17 protein-coding genes are annotated in these 15758 nt (G+C 71.7%); 14 read left to right on the forward strand and 3 right to left on the reverse strand.

The genetic code is table 11. The features are described 5' to 3' along the window. The first annotated feature begins 6 nt into the window (after positions 1 to 6). The 5 genes from ABZ896_RS06455 to ABZ896_RS06475 all read left to right on the forward strand — a co-directional run bounded on the left by ABZ896_RS06455 (position 7) and on the right by ABZ896_RS06475 (position 4065). Positions 7 to 633, forward strand: coding sequence for a M23 family metallopeptidase (locus ABZ896_RS06455; RefSeq protein ID WP_360922802.1), 627 nt, complete (start codon positions 7 to 9; stop codon positions 631 to 633). A 71-nt stretch (positions 634 to 704) separates the two neighbouring features. After that, positions 705 to 1871 (forward strand): alanine racemase, encoded by a 1167-nt coding sequence (alr, locus tag ABZ896_RS06460; RefSeq protein ID WP_360922804.1) that lies wholly within the window; start codon positions 705 to 707, stop codon positions 1869 to 1871. A gap of 131 nt (positions 1872 to 2002) precedes the next feature. Further along, a complete protein-coding gene (locus ABZ896_RS06465) occupies positions 2003 to 3262 on the forward strand; it encodes an alpha/beta hydrolase (protein WP_360922807.1) in 1260 nt (419 codons plus the stop codon). Beyond that, entirely contained in the window at positions 3231 to 3761 is a 531-nt protein-coding gene (tsaE, locus tag ABZ896_RS06470) for a tRNA (adenosine(37)-N6)-threonylcarbamoyltransferase complex ATPase subunit type 1 TsaE (RefSeq protein ID WP_360922810.1), read from the forward strand. The genes ABZ896_RS06465 and tsaE overlap by 32 nt, the downstream gene beginning before the upstream one ends. Positions 3762 to 3900: 139 nt before the next feature. Then, positions 3901 to 4065 (forward strand): hypothetical protein, encoded by a 165-nt coding sequence (locus tag ABZ896_RS06475; RefSeq protein WP_360922813.1) that lies wholly within the window; start codon positions 3901 to 3903, stop codon positions 4063 to 4065. 8 nt (positions 4066 to 4073) lie between these two features. Here the strand turns inward: ABZ896_RS06475 and ABZ896_RS06480 are convergent, their stop codons facing one another. Further along, complete coding sequence (locus ABZ896_RS06480) at positions 4074 to 4619, reverse strand: hypothetical protein (protein WP_360922816.1); 546 nt, start codon at positions 4617 to 4619, stop codon at positions 4074 to 4076. A 157-nt stretch (positions 4620 to 4776) separates the two neighbouring features. Here ABZ896_RS06480 and tsaB point away from each other — a divergent pair, with 157 nt between their 5' ends. The 4 genes from tsaB to ABZ896_RS06500 are packed head-to-tail and all read left to right on the forward strand — an operon-like array spanning position 4777 to position 7265. Further along, positions 4777 to 5430 (forward strand): tRNA (adenosine(37)-N6)-threonylcarbamoyltransferase complex dimerization subunit type 1 TsaB, encoded by a 654-nt coding sequence (gene tsaB, locus ABZ896_RS06485; protein ID WP_360922819.1) that lies wholly within the window; start codon positions 4777 to 4779, stop codon positions 5428 to 5430. After that, positions 5427 to 5933 (forward strand): ribosomal protein S18-alanine N-acetyltransferase, encoded by a 507-nt coding sequence (gene rimI, locus ABZ896_RS06490; protein ID WP_360922822.1) that lies wholly within the window; start codon positions 5427 to 5429, stop codon positions 5931 to 5933. Before tsaB ends, rimI begins: the two co-directional genes overlap by 4 nt. Continuing rightward, positions 5926 to 7011, forward strand: a complete 1086-nt coding sequence (tsaD, locus tag ABZ896_RS06495; protein ID WP_360922825.1) for a tRNA (adenosine(37)-N6)-threonylcarbamoyltransferase complex transferase subunit TsaD — start codon at positions 5926 to 5928, stop codon at positions 7009 to 7011. The genes rimI and tsaD overlap by 8 nt, the downstream gene beginning before the upstream one ends. Further along, positions 7008 to 7265, forward strand: coding sequence for a hypothetical protein (locus ABZ896_RS06500; protein WP_360922828.1), 258 nt, complete (start codon positions 7008 to 7010; stop codon positions 7263 to 7265). The genes tsaD and ABZ896_RS06500 overlap by 4 nt, the downstream gene beginning before the upstream one ends. Here the strand turns inward: ABZ896_RS06500 and ABZ896_RS06505 are convergent. Both ABZ896_RS06505 and ABZ896_RS06510 read right to left on the reverse strand, forming a co-directional pair. Further along, a complete protein-coding gene (locus tag ABZ896_RS06505) occupies positions 7216 to 7764 on the reverse strand; it encodes a hypothetical protein (protein ID WP_360922831.1) in 549 nt (182 codons plus the stop codon). The genes ABZ896_RS06500 and ABZ896_RS06505 overlap by 50 nt on opposite strands. Positions 7765 to 7797: 33 nt before the next feature. Continuing rightward, positions 7798 to 10113, reverse strand: coding sequence for a glycoside hydrolase family 3 N-terminal domain-containing protein (locus ABZ896_RS06510; protein WP_360922834.1), 2316 nt, complete (start codon positions 10111 to 10113; stop codon positions 7798 to 7800). A gap of 131 nt (positions 10114 to 10244) precedes the next feature. Here ABZ896_RS06510 and ABZ896_RS06515 point away from each other — a divergent pair, with 131 nt between their 5' ends. The 5 genes from ABZ896_RS06515 to ABZ896_RS06535 all read left to right on the forward strand — a co-directional run bounded on the left by ABZ896_RS06515 (position 10245) and on the right by ABZ896_RS06535 (position 15694). Beyond that, the gene (locus ABZ896_RS06515) at positions 10245 to 11279 is read left to right on the forward strand and encodes a LacI family DNA-binding transcriptional regulator (RefSeq protein WP_360922838.1); all 1035 of its coding nucleotides are present in this window, start codon (positions 10245 to 10247) and stop codon (positions 11277 to 11279) included. Positions 11280 to 11420: 141 nt separating this feature from the next. Further along, positions 11421 to 12749, forward strand: a complete 1329-nt coding sequence (locus ABZ896_RS06520; RefSeq protein WP_360922841.1) for an endo-1,4-beta-xylanase — start codon at positions 11421 to 11423, stop codon at positions 12747 to 12749. 62 nt (positions 12750 to 12811) lie between these two features. Beyond that, positions 12812 to 13867 carry an LCP family protein gene (locus tag ABZ896_RS06525; RefSeq protein WP_360922844.1) on the forward strand — a complete coding sequence of 352 codons (1056 nt, stop codon included), beginning with the start codon at positions 12812 to 12814 and terminating at the stop codon, positions 13865 to 13867. A gap of 135 nt (positions 13868 to 14002) precedes the next feature. Continuing rightward, positions 14003 to 14359 carry a YciI family protein gene (locus ABZ896_RS06530; protein ID WP_360922846.1) on the forward strand — a complete coding sequence of 119 codons (357 nt, stop codon included), beginning with the start codon at positions 14003 to 14005 and terminating at the stop codon, positions 14357 to 14359. 117 nt (positions 14360 to 14476) lie between these two features. Continuing rightward, entirely contained in the window at positions 14477 to 15694 is a 1218-nt protein-coding gene (locus ABZ896_RS06535; RefSeq protein ID WP_360922891.1) for an RNA polymerase sigma factor, read from the forward strand. The last annotated feature ends 64 nt before the right edge of the window (positions 15695 to 15758 follow it).

Here is a 15758-nt window from a genome sequence, read left to right on the forward strand (position 1 = left end):
GGCCGCATGGATGAGCCACATATACGCGGCGCCACCCGGCGCGAGGTGCTCGGGGGAGCGGCCGCCGTGCTGGGAAGTCCCGTTCTCGGGGGGCACACAGGGACCCGGGAGCCCCCGGACACGGATTCCGCCGGCAGCTGCGGCAGTGACTACGACGAGGAGTTCGAGGAACTGCTGGAGGCCGCCCCCGACCCGGAGGTCCTCGGCGACCGCTCTCTCGCCGCCGCCCGCTGGAGCCGCCCCCTGCGGCGCCGTTTCAAAGTGACGATGCGTTACAAGGTGCGCGGCAACTGGCTGGTCGGCTACCACACCGGCATCGACCTCGCCGTACCGAGAGGCACCCCGGTCTACGCGGTCGGCTCCGGGGTCGTCGTGCTGGCCAGCTGGTCGGGGTCGTACGGGAAGGCCGTGACGATCAAGCTGAGTGACGCGCACTACGTCGTCTACGGGCACCTGAACCGCATCTCGGTCGCGCGCGGCGCGAAGGTCAGGGCCGGGACCCGGATCGGCAACAGCGGCAGCACCGGCCGCACCACCGGCCCCCATCTGCACTTCGAGGTCCGCGCCCGGCGGCAGTACGGCTCGGACATCGACCCGGTGAGATACCTCGCCCGGCACGGTCTCAAACTGTGAGGCGTGCTCCCCGCCCCGCTGGGGACGTGCTCAACGGGAGTCACCGACCCCTCTGAGACACTGGGGACGCCATGAACGAGACAGCCACCGCCCCGACCGCACCCCTGCGCGCCCGCGCGGAGATCGACCTGGCCGCGCTGCGGAGCAACGTACGCGCGCTGCGCGGCCTCGCCCCGGGTGCCGCGCTCATGGCCGTGGTCAAGTCCGACGCGTACGGCCACGGCGCGGTGCCGTGCGCCCGCGCCGCGGTCGAGGCGGGGGCGTCCTGGCTGGGCACCGCCACCCCCGAAGAGGCCCTGATGCTGCGGGCGGCGGGCCTTCCGGGACGCATCATGTGCTGGCTGTGGACGCCCGGCGGGCCCTGGCGGGAGGCGATCGAGGCCGATCTCGACGTCTCCGTGAGCGGGCTGTGGGCGCTGCGCGAGGTCATCGAGGCGGCCCGCGCGGCCGGCCTCCCCGCGCGCGTGCAGCTCAAGGCCGACACCGGCCTCGGGCGCAACGGCTGCCAGCCCGACGACTGGCCGGATCTCGTCGCCGAGGCCCTCGCCGCCGAGCGCGCGGGCCTGCTCCGCGTCACCGGGCTCTGGTCGCACTTCGCCTGCGCCGACGAGCCCGGCCACCCCTCGATCGGTGCGCAGCTCACGAGCTTCCGCGAGATGGTCTCGTACGCCGAACAGCGCGGCGCCCGCCCCGAGGTGCGGCACATCGCCAACTCGGCCGCCACCCTCACGCTCCCCGAGAGCCACTTCGACCTGGTGCGCGCCGGGGTCGCGGTCTACGGCATCTCGCCCAGCCCCGAGATCGGCGCCCCCGCCGACTTCGGACTGCGCCCGGTGATGACGCTCTCCGCGTCGATCGCCCTGGTCAAGCGGGTCCCGGGGGGCCACGGCGTCAGCTACGGCCATCGGTACGTCACCCCGGGCGACACCACCCTCGGGCTGGTACCGGTCGGCTACGCGGACGGCGTCCCGCGGCACGCCTCCGGCACCGGGCCGGTGCTGGTGGACGGCAAGTGGCGTACGGTCGCCGGGCAGATCGCCATGGACCAGTTCGTCGTCGATCTCGGCGGCGACGAGCCCGCGAACGGCACCCGGGCCGTCCTCTTCGGCCCCGGCGACGACGGCGAGCCCACCGCCGAGGACTGGGCGCAGGCCGCGGGCACCATCGCGTACGAAATCGTCACCCGGATCGGAACGCGCGTTCCCCGCGTCTATGTGAACGAGGAACTAGCGGGGTGACAAGCGGGGTAACCGCACAGAGCGCGCACGAAACGGCGCGTCGGCACCACCCGTAGCCCCGGGCACCATCCATAGCCCCGGCACCACCCGGCACCACCCGGAACATCCGGCCCAGTGAACAGGAGCGGTACGTGAGCGAGAGCAGCGCGGAGGCCGTCGCGAGCGCCGCCACGGCGGTCGTCGCCTCCGCCGCCACGGGGGCGGCGAGCGGTGGCTGGCGCAGGGCCACCGGGATCGCGGGGGCCGCGATAGGCGTGGTCGCGGCCGGCGCCGCGGCCGGTGTGGCCATCGAACGGCTCACCGTCGGGCGCGGCATGCGCATGAAGGCGCGGCTCGCCCTCGACTCGACCGGGCCCTACGGCGCGCTGCGCGGCACCCCCGGCAAGGCGCAGGCCGACGACGGCACCGAGCTGTACTACGAGGTCGACGACGTCGACCCGGACGCCGTACCCCCGCTCTCGCCGCGCCGGCGCCGGTTGTTCGGGCGCAAGGCACCGGCACCCGTCACCGTCGTCTTCAGCCACGGCTACTGCCTCAGCCAGGACTCCTGGCACTTCCAGCGGGCGGCCCTCAGGGGCGTCGTGCGCAGCGTGTACTGGGACCAGCGCAGCCACGGGCGCTCCGCGCGGGGCGTACGGCAGGTTCAGGACGGGGTGCCGGTCGACATCGAGCAGCTCGGGCGGGACCTGAAGGCCGTTATCGACGCGGCGGCGCCCGAGGGGCCGATCGTGCTCGTCGGGCACTCCATGGGCGGGATGACCGTCATGGCGCTCGCCGACCAGTACCCCGAGCTGATCCGGGACCGGGTGGTCGCCGTGGCGCTGGTGGGCACCTCGTCGGGGAAGCTCGGGGAAGTGAACTTCGGGCTGCCGGTCGCCGGAGTCAACGCCGTACGGCGGGTGCTGCCGGGGGTGCTCAAGGCGCTCGGGCAGCGGGCCGAGCTGGTGGAGAAGGGGCGGCGGGCGACCGCCGATCTGTTCGCCGGGATCATCAAGCGGTACTCCTTCGCCTCCCGGGACGTCGACCCGGCCGTCGCGCGGTTCGCGGAGCGGATGATCGAGGGCACGCCGATCGACGTGGTCGCCGAGTACTACCCGGCCTTCGACAACCACGACAAGACGGAGGCGCTCGCGCACTTCGCGGACAAGCCGGTGCTGGTGCTCGCCGGGGTGGGGGACATGGTGACGCCGAGCGAGCACAGCGAGGCGATCGCCTCCCTGCTGCCGGCGGCGGAGCTGGTCCTCGTCCCCGACGCCGGGCACCTCGTGATGCTGGAACACCCGGAAGTGGTCACCGACCGCCTCGCCGACCTCCTCACCCGTGCGGGTGCCGTGCCGGCAGGGGCTACCGTGGGCGGCTATGGAAGCACCAGCACCGCGCAACCAGGGTGAGCGGATCGACCGCCCGAGCCACCTGGACATCACCGTCACCTCCCCCGAGCAGATGACGGAGCTCGGGCGGCAGCTTGCCAAGCTGCTCAGGGCCGGGGATCTCGTGATGCTCAGTGGGGAGCTCGGCGCGGGCAAGACGACGCTCACCCGTGGGCTCGGTGAAGGGCTCGGTGTACGGGGCGCCGTCACCTCGCCGACCTTCGTGATCGCCCGCGTGCACCCCTCCCTCGGCGACGGGCCGCCGCTCGTCCACGTCGACGCGTACCGCCTGGGCGGCGGGCTCGACGAGATGGAGGACCTCGACCTCGACGTCTCGCTGCCCGAGTCGGTGATCGTCGTGGAGTGGGGCGAGGGCAAGGTCGAGGAGCTGACCGACGAGCGGCTCCAGGTCGTCATCCACCGGGCCGTCGGGGACACCGACGACGACGTACGGCACGTGACCCTGACGGGGCTGGGGGAGCGGTGGGCCGCCGCCGACCTGAGCGGGCTCGGGGCTTGACCGTCGGTCGATTTCCGTGAACGTTCCGACAAACCGTCGGCAAGATGTTGCATTCGGTGTCACGTGCGTGGTCACATGGTATCCAGCTTGTAGTTAGGTCTACCTAACTACGCCCGCCCCCGAACTCCAGGAGGCGTCCATGTCGGCCACCGAGAACAAGCCGGAACCGCGGCCGTACGCGGTCGTCGCCGGCGTGTCCATGCGCGATCTGCTGGCGTCCTGCGAGGCCGCTCGCGCGGTGTCGACGCCGCCGCGGGTGCCGGATCCGGGGACGGGGCGGGTCGTCGAGCGCAAGGCCGCGTAGAGCCACACTCAGTGGATCACCACGACCCGCACGCCGATCGTCGCGAACGTCCACATCGCCTCGCCGTCCTCGCGGGACTCGCGGATGCCGCCGGTTCGTGTGACGGGGACGGCGGTCGCGGGGGCCTTCTTCACGGCCGCGCTGAAGCCGATCGCCAGACCGTCCACGCCGGTGAAGCGGACGACGTGTTCGATGAGGGTGCCGTCGGAGCCGGTGATCTCGCCCGAGCGGGAGGTGACCGTGTAGGTGCCGGGAGCGGGGTCGATGGTGCCGGGGGTGACCGCGAAGGTGCGGGTGACCTTGTCGGCCTGTTCGACCAGCCAGACCCGGTTGTCGTCGAGGGAGTAGACGACGCGTTCGCCCTTGCCGGTGCCTGGGGGGAGGGCGGTGGGGTGCTGTTTGTCTCTCGGGGCCTTTGAGATCACGGCGGCGGGGACGGTGCCGGTGTGGGTCTTGTCGGGGGCCGTCGCGTGGGCCTGATAGGTGAGGAAGCCGACGGCTGCGAGGGCCGTTGCGGTGAGACCGGTTACGAAGCTTGCGTTGCTGGTGGGCACCGGTGGGTCACCTCTTGAGTGCTTGATCCCGATTTGTCGTGACGGTAGCAGGTTGTTTGTCGGGTGCGGCGCCATTGGGGCTGGTCGCGCAGTTCCCCGCGCCCCCAGGAAGCGGCCTGCGGCCGCTATAACCCTCCAGGAGCCGTACGCTGTTTGCGTGCTCTTGCTCGCTGTCGATACCGCCACTCCTGCCGTGACCGTTGCTCTGCATGACGGGCGGGGGGTCGTTGCCTCGTTCGGTCAGGTGGATGCTCGTCGGCATGGGGAACTGCTGCTTCCCGCCGTCGATCGGGTGCTCGCCGAAGGCGGGGTGAAGCTGGATGCCGTCACCGGGATCGTCGTGGGGGTCGGCCCCGGGCCGTACACCGGGCTCAGGGTCGGGCTGATGACCGCCGACACCTTCGGGCTCGCCCTCGGGATCCCCGTGCACGGCGTGTGCACACTGGACGGACTCGCGTACGCCGCCAAGGTCGAGGGGCCCTTCGTGGTCGCGACCGACGCGCGCCGCAAGGAGGTCTACTGGGCCCGCTACGGCGACCCGCGCACCCGGCTGACCGACCCGGCCGTCGACCGGCCCGCCGACATCGCCGCGCAGGTCGCGGGGGTGCCCGCGGTCGGGGCCGGGGCGCTGCTCTACCCCGAGACCTTCGCCGACGCCCGCGGGCCCGAGCACGTGTCGGCCGCCGCGCTCGCCTCCCTCGCCGCCGAACGGCTCGCCGCGGGCGAGGAGCTGGAGGCGCCCCGGCCGCTGTATCTGCGCCGGCCCGACGCCCAGGTCCCCAAGAACTACAAGGTGGTCACGCCCAAGTGACCACATCCCTGACTCCTGTGCTGCGCGAGATGCGCTGGTGGGACATCGATCCCGTGCTGGAACTGGAGAAGGACCTCTTCCCCGAGGACGCCTGGTCGCGAGGGATGTTCTGGTCCGAGCTGGCGCACGCCCGGGGGGCCGAGGCGACCCGGCGCTATCTCGTCGCCGAGTCGGGCGAGCGGATCGTCGGCTACGCGGGGCTCGCCAGCGCCGGCGAGCTTGGGGACGTCCAGACGATCGCCGTCGCCCGGGACCACCAGGGGACCGGACTCGGTGGCCGGCTGCTGACCGAACTGCTGCGGGCCGCCACCGAGTTCGACTGCGCCGAAGTGATGCTGGAGTGCCGGATCGACAACATCCGCGCGCAGAAGCTCTACGAGCGCTTCGGCTTCGAGGCCATCGGCTTCCGGCGCGGCTACTACCAGCCGGGCAACGTCGACGCCCTGGTCATGCGACTGACCGACCCTTCCACATCCGTACGAGGAACCGAGATCAATGGCTGACGAACCGCTTGTCCTGGGCATCGAGACCTCCTGTGACGAGACCGGCGTCGGCATCGTCCGGGGGACGACCCTGCTGGCCGACGCCATCGCGTCCAGCGTCGACGAGCACGCCCGGTTCGGCGGTGTGGTGCCGGAGGTGGCGAGCCGGGCACATCTGGAGGCCATGGTCCCCACCATCGACCGCGCGCTGAAGGAGGCGGGGGTGAGCGCGCGGGACCTGGACGGCATCGCGGTCACCGCCGGTCCCGGTCTCGCCGGTGCCCTGCTCGTCGGGGTCTCGGCCGCGAAGGCGTACGCCTACGCCCTCGGCAAGCCGCTCTACGGCGTCAACCACCTCGCCTCGCACATCTGCGTCGACCAGCTGGAGCACGGCGCGCTGCCCGAGCCGACGATGGCGCTGCTGGTGTCCGGTGGCCACAGCTCGCTGCTGCTGTCCACCGACATCACCTCGGACGTACGACCGCTCGGCGCGACCATCGACGACGCGGCGGGCGAGGCCTTCGACAAGATCGCCCGGGTGCTGAACCTCGGCTTCCCCGGCGGTCCCGTCATCGACCGGTACGCGCGCGAGGGCGACCCGACGGCGATCGCGTTCCCGCGCGGGCTGACCGGGCCGCGGGATCCGGCGTACGACTTCTCCTTCTCCGGGCTGAAGACGGCCGTGGCCCGCTGGATCGAGGCGAAGCGGGTGGCGGGTGAGGAGGTGCCGGTGCGGGACGTGTCGGCGTCCTTCCAGGAGGCGGTCGTGGACGTGCTGACCCGCAAGGCGGTGCGGGCCTGCAAGGACGAGGGCGTCGACCACCTGATGATCGGCGGTGGGGTGGCCGCCAACTCCCGGCTGCGGGCGCTGGCGCAGGAGCGCTGCGAGCAGGCCGGGATCCGACTCCGGGTGCCGCGGCCGAAGTTGTGCACCGACAACGGCGCGATGGTCGCGGCCCTCGGCGCGGAGATGGTCGCCCGGGGCCGCCCCGCCTCCAGCTGGGACCTCTCCGCCGACTCCTCCCTCCCGGTGACCGAACCCCACGTCCCGGGACACGACCACGTCCACGAGGTCAGCAAGGAGAACCTCTACTCGTGACGGTCGCGCTGATGTGGGAGGCCAAGGCGGCCGAGGGCCGCGGCGACGAACTCCTCGCCTGGGCCCGCTACCAGGATCTTCCCGTACGACCCCTGCGGCGCGAGACCTTCCGCGCACCGCAGGACCGTGTCCTGGTCATCACGTGGTGGGACGCGCCCTATGACGCAGATCTGCCGGAACTTCCGGAGCCCGAAGGGGAGTTGGTCACCCGGGCGGTCCATCGGTGGCGGTTCGAGTCGGTGGGCGTGGAGTGACGGGCGTGTAGTAGTACTCCGCCGGGTCCCTGCCCTTGCGGCCGAGCCACAGCAGTACGCCGTGCCGGCGCTCGTGACGGGCGCCGACCAGGCCGCGGCTCAGCGGGTCGAGGAACATGTACAACAGGCCCGCGATCAGGTACGGCTCCCACAGCAGGGACACGGGCAGCACCACGGCCACGGGGGCGGCGGCGAAGGCGAGCATGGCACCGTGGAACTGGGGCTGGAGCAGGGTGAAGCGGTCCGTCGGCCAGTAGCCGTAGGGGACGTGCCGGGGAAGCGCCGTCTCCAGCTCCCGCACCATGCCGAGCACGGGGACGCGGGTCGCCCGGAGCGCGAGGCACAGCACCAGGACCGCCGCCACCATGCCGAAGGTGTCCCACCAGCTCTCGCGCAGCAACGACGACCCGCGAACCGCGAACACGACCGCCGTGGTGATGGCCAGCGCACACCACGCGGCGATGGCCATCCGTAACTCGTGATGGACGTACCGGATCATCGCCCCCCCCGTGCGCTCCCGGCACCGGGCCGCTCACCCCGCGTCCGACACCTCCGTCTCGCAGCGCAGCCGCCGATCTGGCCCCAACTCCCGCACTGGACCCGTGAGTTCGATGCGGGCCGTGTGCCGGACGTCCGCGCTCGACACCGCCAACCGTAGTTCCAGGGCGCCCGGTTCGACCACCCTTCGGCCGGAACGGTCGGTGAAGGCCGAAAGATCCGCGTGGAAGTGGAAGGTGACCCTGCGGGACTCGTCCGGGGACAGCTCCAGGCGCTGGTAGGCGATCAGGCGGACGTCGGGGCGGGTCACCGAGGCGACCGGGTCGTGGAGGTAGAGCTGGATGACGTCCGCGCCGGCCCGGTCGCCGGTGTTGCGGACCGTGAGGGCGAGGTCGTACGTGCCGTCGGTGGTGAGCTCGGGGGCCGTGCCAGCGAAGTCGGACCAGGTGAACTCCGTGTAGGAGCGGCCATGTCCGAAGGCGTACAGCGGGGTCGGGTCCACGCTGCTGACCTCGCCCGCGAGGCCGAGCGGCGGCTGGAGGTAGGTCCAGGGCTGGCCGCCGGGCACCTGCGGGACGCTCACCGGCAGGCGGCCGGACGGGTTGACCCGGCCCGACAGCACGCCCGCGACCGCGGGGCCGCCCTCCTCTCCCGGGAAGAAGGCCTGTACGACCGCGCCGAGCCGACCGTTCCAGCGGCCGAGCGCGTAGGGGCGGCCGGTGAGCAGGACCAGCACGACCGGGACGCCCGTCGCCACCAGGGTGTCCAGCAACTCCGCCTGTACACCGGGGAGTTGGAGGTCCGTCACATCGCAGCCCTCGCCGGACGTGCCGCGTCCGAACAGACCCGCCCGGTCGCCCAGCACCGCCACGCAGACGTCCGCCTCGGCCGTCCGCGCCACCGCCTCCTCGAAGCCGCCGGTGTCGGGGTCGTCCACCCCGCAGCCCTCGGCGAACGTGACCTTGGCGTCGGGGAGTTCGGCCCGCAGCGCCTCCAGGACCGTGGGAATCTCGATGCCCATCGGGATCTCGGGGTGGTGGGTGAGGACGTGCGAGGGGAAGGAGTAGCAGCCCAGCATGGCCAGCGCGTCGGCGGCGCGCGGTCCGACCACCGCGATCCGGGTGTCCGGCGCCAGCGGGAGCAGGCCGTCGGGGTTGTCGAGGAGGACCACCGACTCCTCGGCCAGCCTGCTGGCGAGCGCGCGGTTCGCCGCCGAGTCGAGGTCGACGCGCTCGGCCGGGGTCGGGTCCCAGTCCTCGTCCAGGAGGCCCAACTCGCACTTCTGGAGCAGGACTCGGCGGGCCGCCCGGTCGATCAGGTCCTCCGGGACCTGCCCCGCCTGGACCGCCTCCAGCAGGGGTTTGCCGTAGCACTTCACCGTGGGCAGCTCGACGTCGAGACCCGCGTCGAGGGCCGCGTGCGCCGCGCCCGCCTCGGTGCCGGCGATCCGGTGCAGGCTCTTGAGGAAGCCGACGCCGAAGTAGTCGGAGACGACCGTGCCGGTGAACCCCCACTCCTCGCGCAGGAGTTGGCTGAGCAGGCCGGGGTCGGCGGAGGCCGGGACGCCGTCGATGTCGTTGTAGGCCGCCATCACCGACCGGGCGCCGCCCTCACGCAGGCCGAACTCGAAGGGCGGGAGGGTGATGTCGGCGAACTCCCGGACGCCCGCGCGCACGGGGGCGAGGTTGCGGGCGCCCGCCGAGGAGGCGTACCCGGCGAAGTGCTTGAGCGTGGCGACGACCCCCGTCGACTCCAGGCCCCGCACATACGCGGCGGCGATCGTGCCGACCAGGTAGGGGTCCTCGCCGATCGTCTCCTCGACCCGTCCCCAGCGCGGGTCGCGGACCACGTCCAGGACGGGGGCCAGGCCCTGGTGGACGCCGACCGCGCGCAGGTCGCGGCCGATGGCCCGGCCCACCTCCTCGACCAGGCCGGCGTCGAAGCTCGCGCCCCAGGCGAGCGGGACCGGGTAGGCGGTGGCCTGCCAGGTGGTGAAGCCGGCCAGGCACTCCTCGTGGGCGAGCGCCGGGATGCCGAAGCGGCCCGCCTCGGCGATACGGCGCTGGGCGCGGGCGAGCGCCTGCGCGCCCAGCGCCGGGTCCACCGGGGCGGTGCCGAAGGGGCGGGTGAGCTGGCCGAGCCCGTGGGTGATCAGCTCGGCCCAATCATCGTCGGAGAAGCCGGCGGCCATCTCGCTCTGCAGGGGCGCGACTCCGTCCCCGTCGGCGCTGGCGCCCACCCACACGCCGTACAACTGGGCGGTCTTCTCCTCCAGGGTCATCCGGGAGAGCAGGTCGTCGACGCGGTCGGAGGCGGGCAGGGCGGGGTCACGCCAGGGCGAGGTGGTCATGAAACTCCTGTCGGTTCGACTGTTGGTCGACGACCTCTAGCGAATGTTTCGACATGTAATCCGAATGTTTTGGGAACCTAGGGCGGTGCGGAAGGTTCGTCAAGAGGGCACGCAGGGATACGATCGCCGCCATGACACCCTCCGAGGCCGCCGGAAACCGTGCACAGACCGCCACGCTCGCCGAGATCGCCCGGGAGGCCGGCGTCTCGGCGCCGACAGTTTCGAAGGTCCTCAACGGTCGTGCGGACGTGGCCCCCGCGACCCGCAGCCGCGTCGAGGACCTGCTGCGCGCGCACGGCTACCGGCGCCGACGCGCCGAGGCGAGCCGCTCGCCCCTGATCGACCTGGTCTTCCACGAGCTGGAGAGCGCGTGGGCGATGGAGGTCATCCGGGGCGTGGAGAACGTGGCGCGGGACACCGGGCTCAGCGTGGTCCTCAGCGAGAGCGCGGGGCGGCTCACGCCGGGGCGGACCTGGGCCGACCAGGTCGCCGCGCGTCGCCCGCACGGCGTGATCCTCGTGCTGAGCGGCCTCGACGAGTCGCAGCGTGCGCTGCTGAGCAGCAGGTCCATCCCCTTCGTCGTGATGGACCCGGCCGGCGACCCGGGCGCCGACGTGCCCTCGATCGGCGCCACCAACTGGCAGGGCGGGCTCGCCGCGACCCGGCACCTGGTCGAGCTCGGCCACCGCAGGATCGGCGCGATCAGCGGGCCCTCCCGGATGATGTGCAGCCGCGCCCGTATCGACGGCTACCGGGCCGCCCTGGAGACCGCCGGGCTGCCGGTCGACCCCGGACTGATCATGGCCGGTGACTTCCACCATGAGACCGGCTACCGCCAGGGCCTGGAGCTGCTGCGCCGCCCGGACCGGCCCACCGCGGTCTTCGCCGGCAACGACCTGCAGGCGCTCGGTGTCTACGAGGCCGCGCGTGAGCTGGGTCTGAGGATCCCGGAAGACCTGAGCGTCGTCGGCTTCGATGATCTGCCGGTGGCGCCGTGGGTGGGGCCGCCGCTGACGACCGTACGGCAGCCGCTCACGGAAATGGCCGAGGCGGCGGCTCGCTTGGTGCTCGACCTCGGCCGCGAGGACGCCATGTCTGCGGCGACGCGGGTGGAGCTGGCGACGAGCCTGGTAGTGCGCAGTAGCACGGCTGTGGCTGGTGGCTGATTCGCGGGTGCGGGTGCGTTGTGGCTGGTCGCGCAGTTCCCCGCGCCCCTGAGGGTGGGTGACCTTGACGGGTGGTGTGCCTGCGCCCACACTCCTCCGAAGCCAATCGGTTGTAAGGCCGAAACTTTCGGAGGCACCCGCATGAGATCTCTGAGAACAGGCTTACCGCTGCTTTTCCTGGGCGCGCTCCTCGCGGCGGCCCCCGTCGCGCACGCCGCCGACACGCCCCTGCGTGACCTCGCCGCCGCCAAGGGCAAGGTCATCGGGACGGCGGTCACCGGGTCCAAGCTCACCGGGTCCTACGGCGACCTCGCGGGCGCGCAGTTCAACTCGCTGACCCCCGGAAACGCCATGAAGTGGGGCTCGGTCGAGCCGACCCGCGGCAGCTACAACTGGGCCGAGGCCGACCAGATCGTGAACTTCGCCGAGGCCCACGGCCAGCAGGTGCGCGGCCATACCCTGGTCTGGCACAGCCAGAACCCGAGCTGGCTGACGAACGGCACCTGGACCGCGGCCCAGCTGAGCACGCTCCTCAACGACCACATCGCGCTCGAAGTCGGCCGGTACAAGGGGCGGTTGGCGGCCTGGGACGTCGTCAACGAGCCCTTCAACGAGGACGGCACCTACCGTCAGACCCTCTGGTACAACGGCCTCGGCACCGGCTACATCGCCCAGGCCCTGACCGCCGCCCGCGCCGCCGACCCGGCCGCCAGGCTCTACATCAACGACTACAACGTCGAGGGCGTCAACGCGAAGAGCACGGCGTTGTACAACCTGGTCAAGTCCCTCAAGGAGCAAGGGGTTCCGATCGACGGCGTGGGTCTGCAGGCCCATCTGATCCTCGGCCAGGTGCCCGCCACCCTCCAGCAGAACATCCAGCGCTTCGCCGGCCTCGGCGTGGACGTGGCGATCACCGAGCTGGACATCCGGATGACGCTGCCGTCCGACAGCACCAAGCTCGCCCAGCAGGCCGCCGACTACAAGGCGGTCATGAACGCGTGCGTGGCGGTCACGCGCTGCGCCGGCGTCACCGTGTGGGGCTTCACCGACTCCGACTCCTGGGTGCCGAGCACGTTCCCCGGACAGGGCGCGGCGACGCCGTACGACGAGAACTACGCGCCGAAACCGGCGTACTACGCGATCGCGGAGGCGCTGGGCGGCAGCGGTCCCTCTACGGACGGCTGCACCGCCGCCTATGCCGTGACCAGCCAGTGGAACACCGGCTTCACCGGCCAGGTGACGATCTCCTGCTCGGGTGCCGCGCTGTCCTCCTGGAAGGCGGTGTGGACCTTCGGCGCGGGGCAGCAGATCACCCAGGCCTGGAACGCCACCTGCACCCAGACCGGGGCGGCCGTCAGCTGCGCCAACGCCTCCTACAACGGGACGGTGCCCTCCGGCGGCTCGGTGACCTTCGGGTTCAACGCGTCCTGGAGCGGAAACAACCCGGTGCCCTCCGTGACGTTGGGATGAGAAGTCTGAGAATTTCCGAAGTAATGGGGTCGGGTGGTTCCTGCCCGTAATAATTCGGACTTATGTTCCTGCCCGTGACAGGAGACGACGAGGGCAGAAGAGCGGGCCGGCGGCCCCGAATACTGAAGGTCGCCGGCCTCGCGCTCGCGGGTGTGCTGGTCGCCGGGTGCGCCGCCGGCGGCTGGGTGTACTGGCATCTCAACAGCAACATCAAGAGCGTCGACATCAACAGCGCGCTCGGCGACGACCGGCCCGCCAAGGCCGTCGTCACCCCCACCCCCTCCGGCACCGCCTCCGCCACCCCACTGCCCACCGGCTCCGTGAACATCCTGGTCCTCGGCTCGGACTCGCGCAGCGGCAAGGAGAACAAGGCGCTCGGCGGCGGCAGCAGCACCGGCGCCCGCTCCGACACCGCGATGGTCGTGCACATCGACGCGGGCCGCAGCAGCGCGACGGTCGTCAGCATCCCGCGCGACACCCTCGTCACCCGCCCCTCCTGCCCGCTGGCGGACGGCGGCTCCACGGCGGTCGCCTACAACGCGATGTTCAACAGCGCCTACTCGGTGGGCGGGCCGGTGTGCGCGGTCAAGACGGTCGAGTCGATCACGAACGTCCGCATGGACCACTACATCGAGATCGACTTCTCGGGCTTCGCGAAGCTGGTGAACGCGCTCGGCGGGGTCACGGTGACCACGGACGAGGACATCTCCGACTCCGACAGCCATCTGAATCTGAAGGCCGGCACCCACCACCTCGACGGCAAGACCGCCCTCGCGCTCGCCCGCACCCGGCACGGCATAGGCGACGGCAGCGACCTCGGCCGCATAGGCCTCCAGCAGAAGCTGGTGAAGGCCCTCCTGGAGCAGATCTCCTCGACGAACCTGCTCACCGACCCGGCCAAGCTGTACACCGTCGCCGACGCGGTCACCGACAGCCTCACCACGGACACGGGCCTCGACTCCCTGACCGAACTGATGGAACTGGGCCAGAGCCTGAAGGGCCTGTCGGCCGCCGACGTGAAGACCGTGACCATGCCGGTCGTCACCGCGCCCTCGAACCCGAACCGGGTGGTCGCGAAGGAGCCGGCGGCGGGGGAGCTGTGGGAGTCGTTGAAGTGAGGCGCTGAAGTGATGCGCTGAGGTGAGAAAAAAATCTTCGGGGAATTTCAGGGCGGGTGTCGATCCGGGCGTTCCCCGATCGACGCAGGGGTGAGAGGCCGGAAGAACCGGCCTCCGAACCCTTGAGGAGTCACCATGCCGCGTTACCTCTCCCTCGTGCAGATCGACGAGAAGACCGCGCCCGCCGAAGGCCCCAGCGCCGAGCTGATGCAGCGGATGGGGGAGCTGATCGAGGAGATCACCAAGGCCGGGGTGATGCTGGACACCGCCGGGCTCACGCCGTCCGCGCAGGGGACGCGGGTGCGCTGGGAGGGCGGCGAGATCTCCGTGACCGACGGGCCCTTCACCGAGGCCAAGGAGGTCGTCGGCGGGTACGCGCTCATGCAGTGCAAGGACAAGGCCGAGGCCCTGGAGTGGACCAAGCGCTTCCTGAAGGTGCACGAGCCGTTCTGGACGGTGACCTGCGAGGTCCGCGAGATCGCGGAGGGCTGAGCCCGCCGTTCCCTGGCCGGGGGGGACGTACGGGGTGTCGAATGGGGGGCTGTGAGCACACAGCCCCCCGCCGACGCCGTAGCCGACACCCCCGCCGGCGCCGACCCCCGTCACGCCATCGAGACCGTCTTCCGTATCGAGTCGCCCAGGGTCGTCGCCGGCGTCACCCGTGTCGTCCGTGACGTCGGCATCGCCGAGGAGCTGGCTCAGGACGCCCTGGTCGCGGCGCTGGAGCAGTGGCCCCGGGACGGCGTCCCCGACAACCCGGGCGCCTGGCTGATGGCCACCGCCCGCAACCGCGCCGTCGACCTGATCCGGCGCCGGGACACCTACGCCCGCAAGCTCGCCGAGATCGGCCGCAGCCTGGACACGACCGTCCCGCCGGAGGAGCCGGCCGACCCGGACGACATCGACGACGACCTCCTCAGACTCGTCTTCACCACCTGCCACCCGGTGCTCTCTGCCGAGGCTCGCACGGCCCTCACCCTGCGCCTGCTCGGCGGCCTGACGACCGCGGAGATCGCCCGCGCCTTCCTCGTCCCGGAGCCGACGGTCGCCCAGCGCATCGTCCGCGCGAAACGCACCCTCGCCACGAAGAACATCGCCTTCGAGGTCCCCTACGGCCCCGACCGCGAGGCCCGCCTCGGCTCGGTCCTGGACGTCATCTACCTGATCTTCAACGAGGGTTACGCCGCCACGGCCGGCGACGACTGGCTGCGCCCCTCCCTCTGCGAGGACGCCCTGCGCCTGGCCCGCGTGTTGGCGGCCCTGATGCCCAAGGAACCCGAAGTGCACGGCCTCGCCGCCCTGTTGGAGTTCCAGGCCTCCCGCGCGGCGGCCCGCACCGGCCCCTCCGGCGAACCGGTCCTCCTCAAGGACCAGAACCGCGGCCGCTGGAACCGCATGCTCATCGCCCGCGGCATCAAGTCCCTCGCCCGCGCCGACGCCACCGCCACCGGCGCCCCCGGTCCGTACGTCCTCCAGGCCACCATCGCCGCCTGCCACGCGCACGCCCACTCCTACGACGAGACCGACTGGCCGAGCATCGTGACCCTCTACGCCCTGCTCGCCGTACGCACCCCGTCCCCGGTCGTCGAACTCAACCGCGCGGTCGCCGTCTCCATGTCCGAGGGCCCGGGCCCGGCCCTGGCGATCGTGGACGCCCTCACCGACGAACCGGCCCTGCGCGACTACCACTTGCTCCCCAGCGTCCGCGGCGACCTCCTCACCCGCCTGGGCCGTACGACGGAGGCACGCGCGGAGTTCGCCCGGGCGGCGGCGCTGACCCGCAACGCCCGGGAGCGAGAGCTGCTGCTGCGCAGAGCGGCCGACTGAGGCTTCGCCCAAGGGGTTTCACCGGCCGCCGTCGCTGTCAGAATCAACAGAGGTACATAGGGGG

Origin of the sequence: Streptomyces sp. NPDC047072 (assembly GCF_040643855.1) — a bacterium.
Lineage (GTDB): Bacteria > Actinomycetota > Actinomycetes > Streptomycetales > Streptomycetaceae > Streptomyces.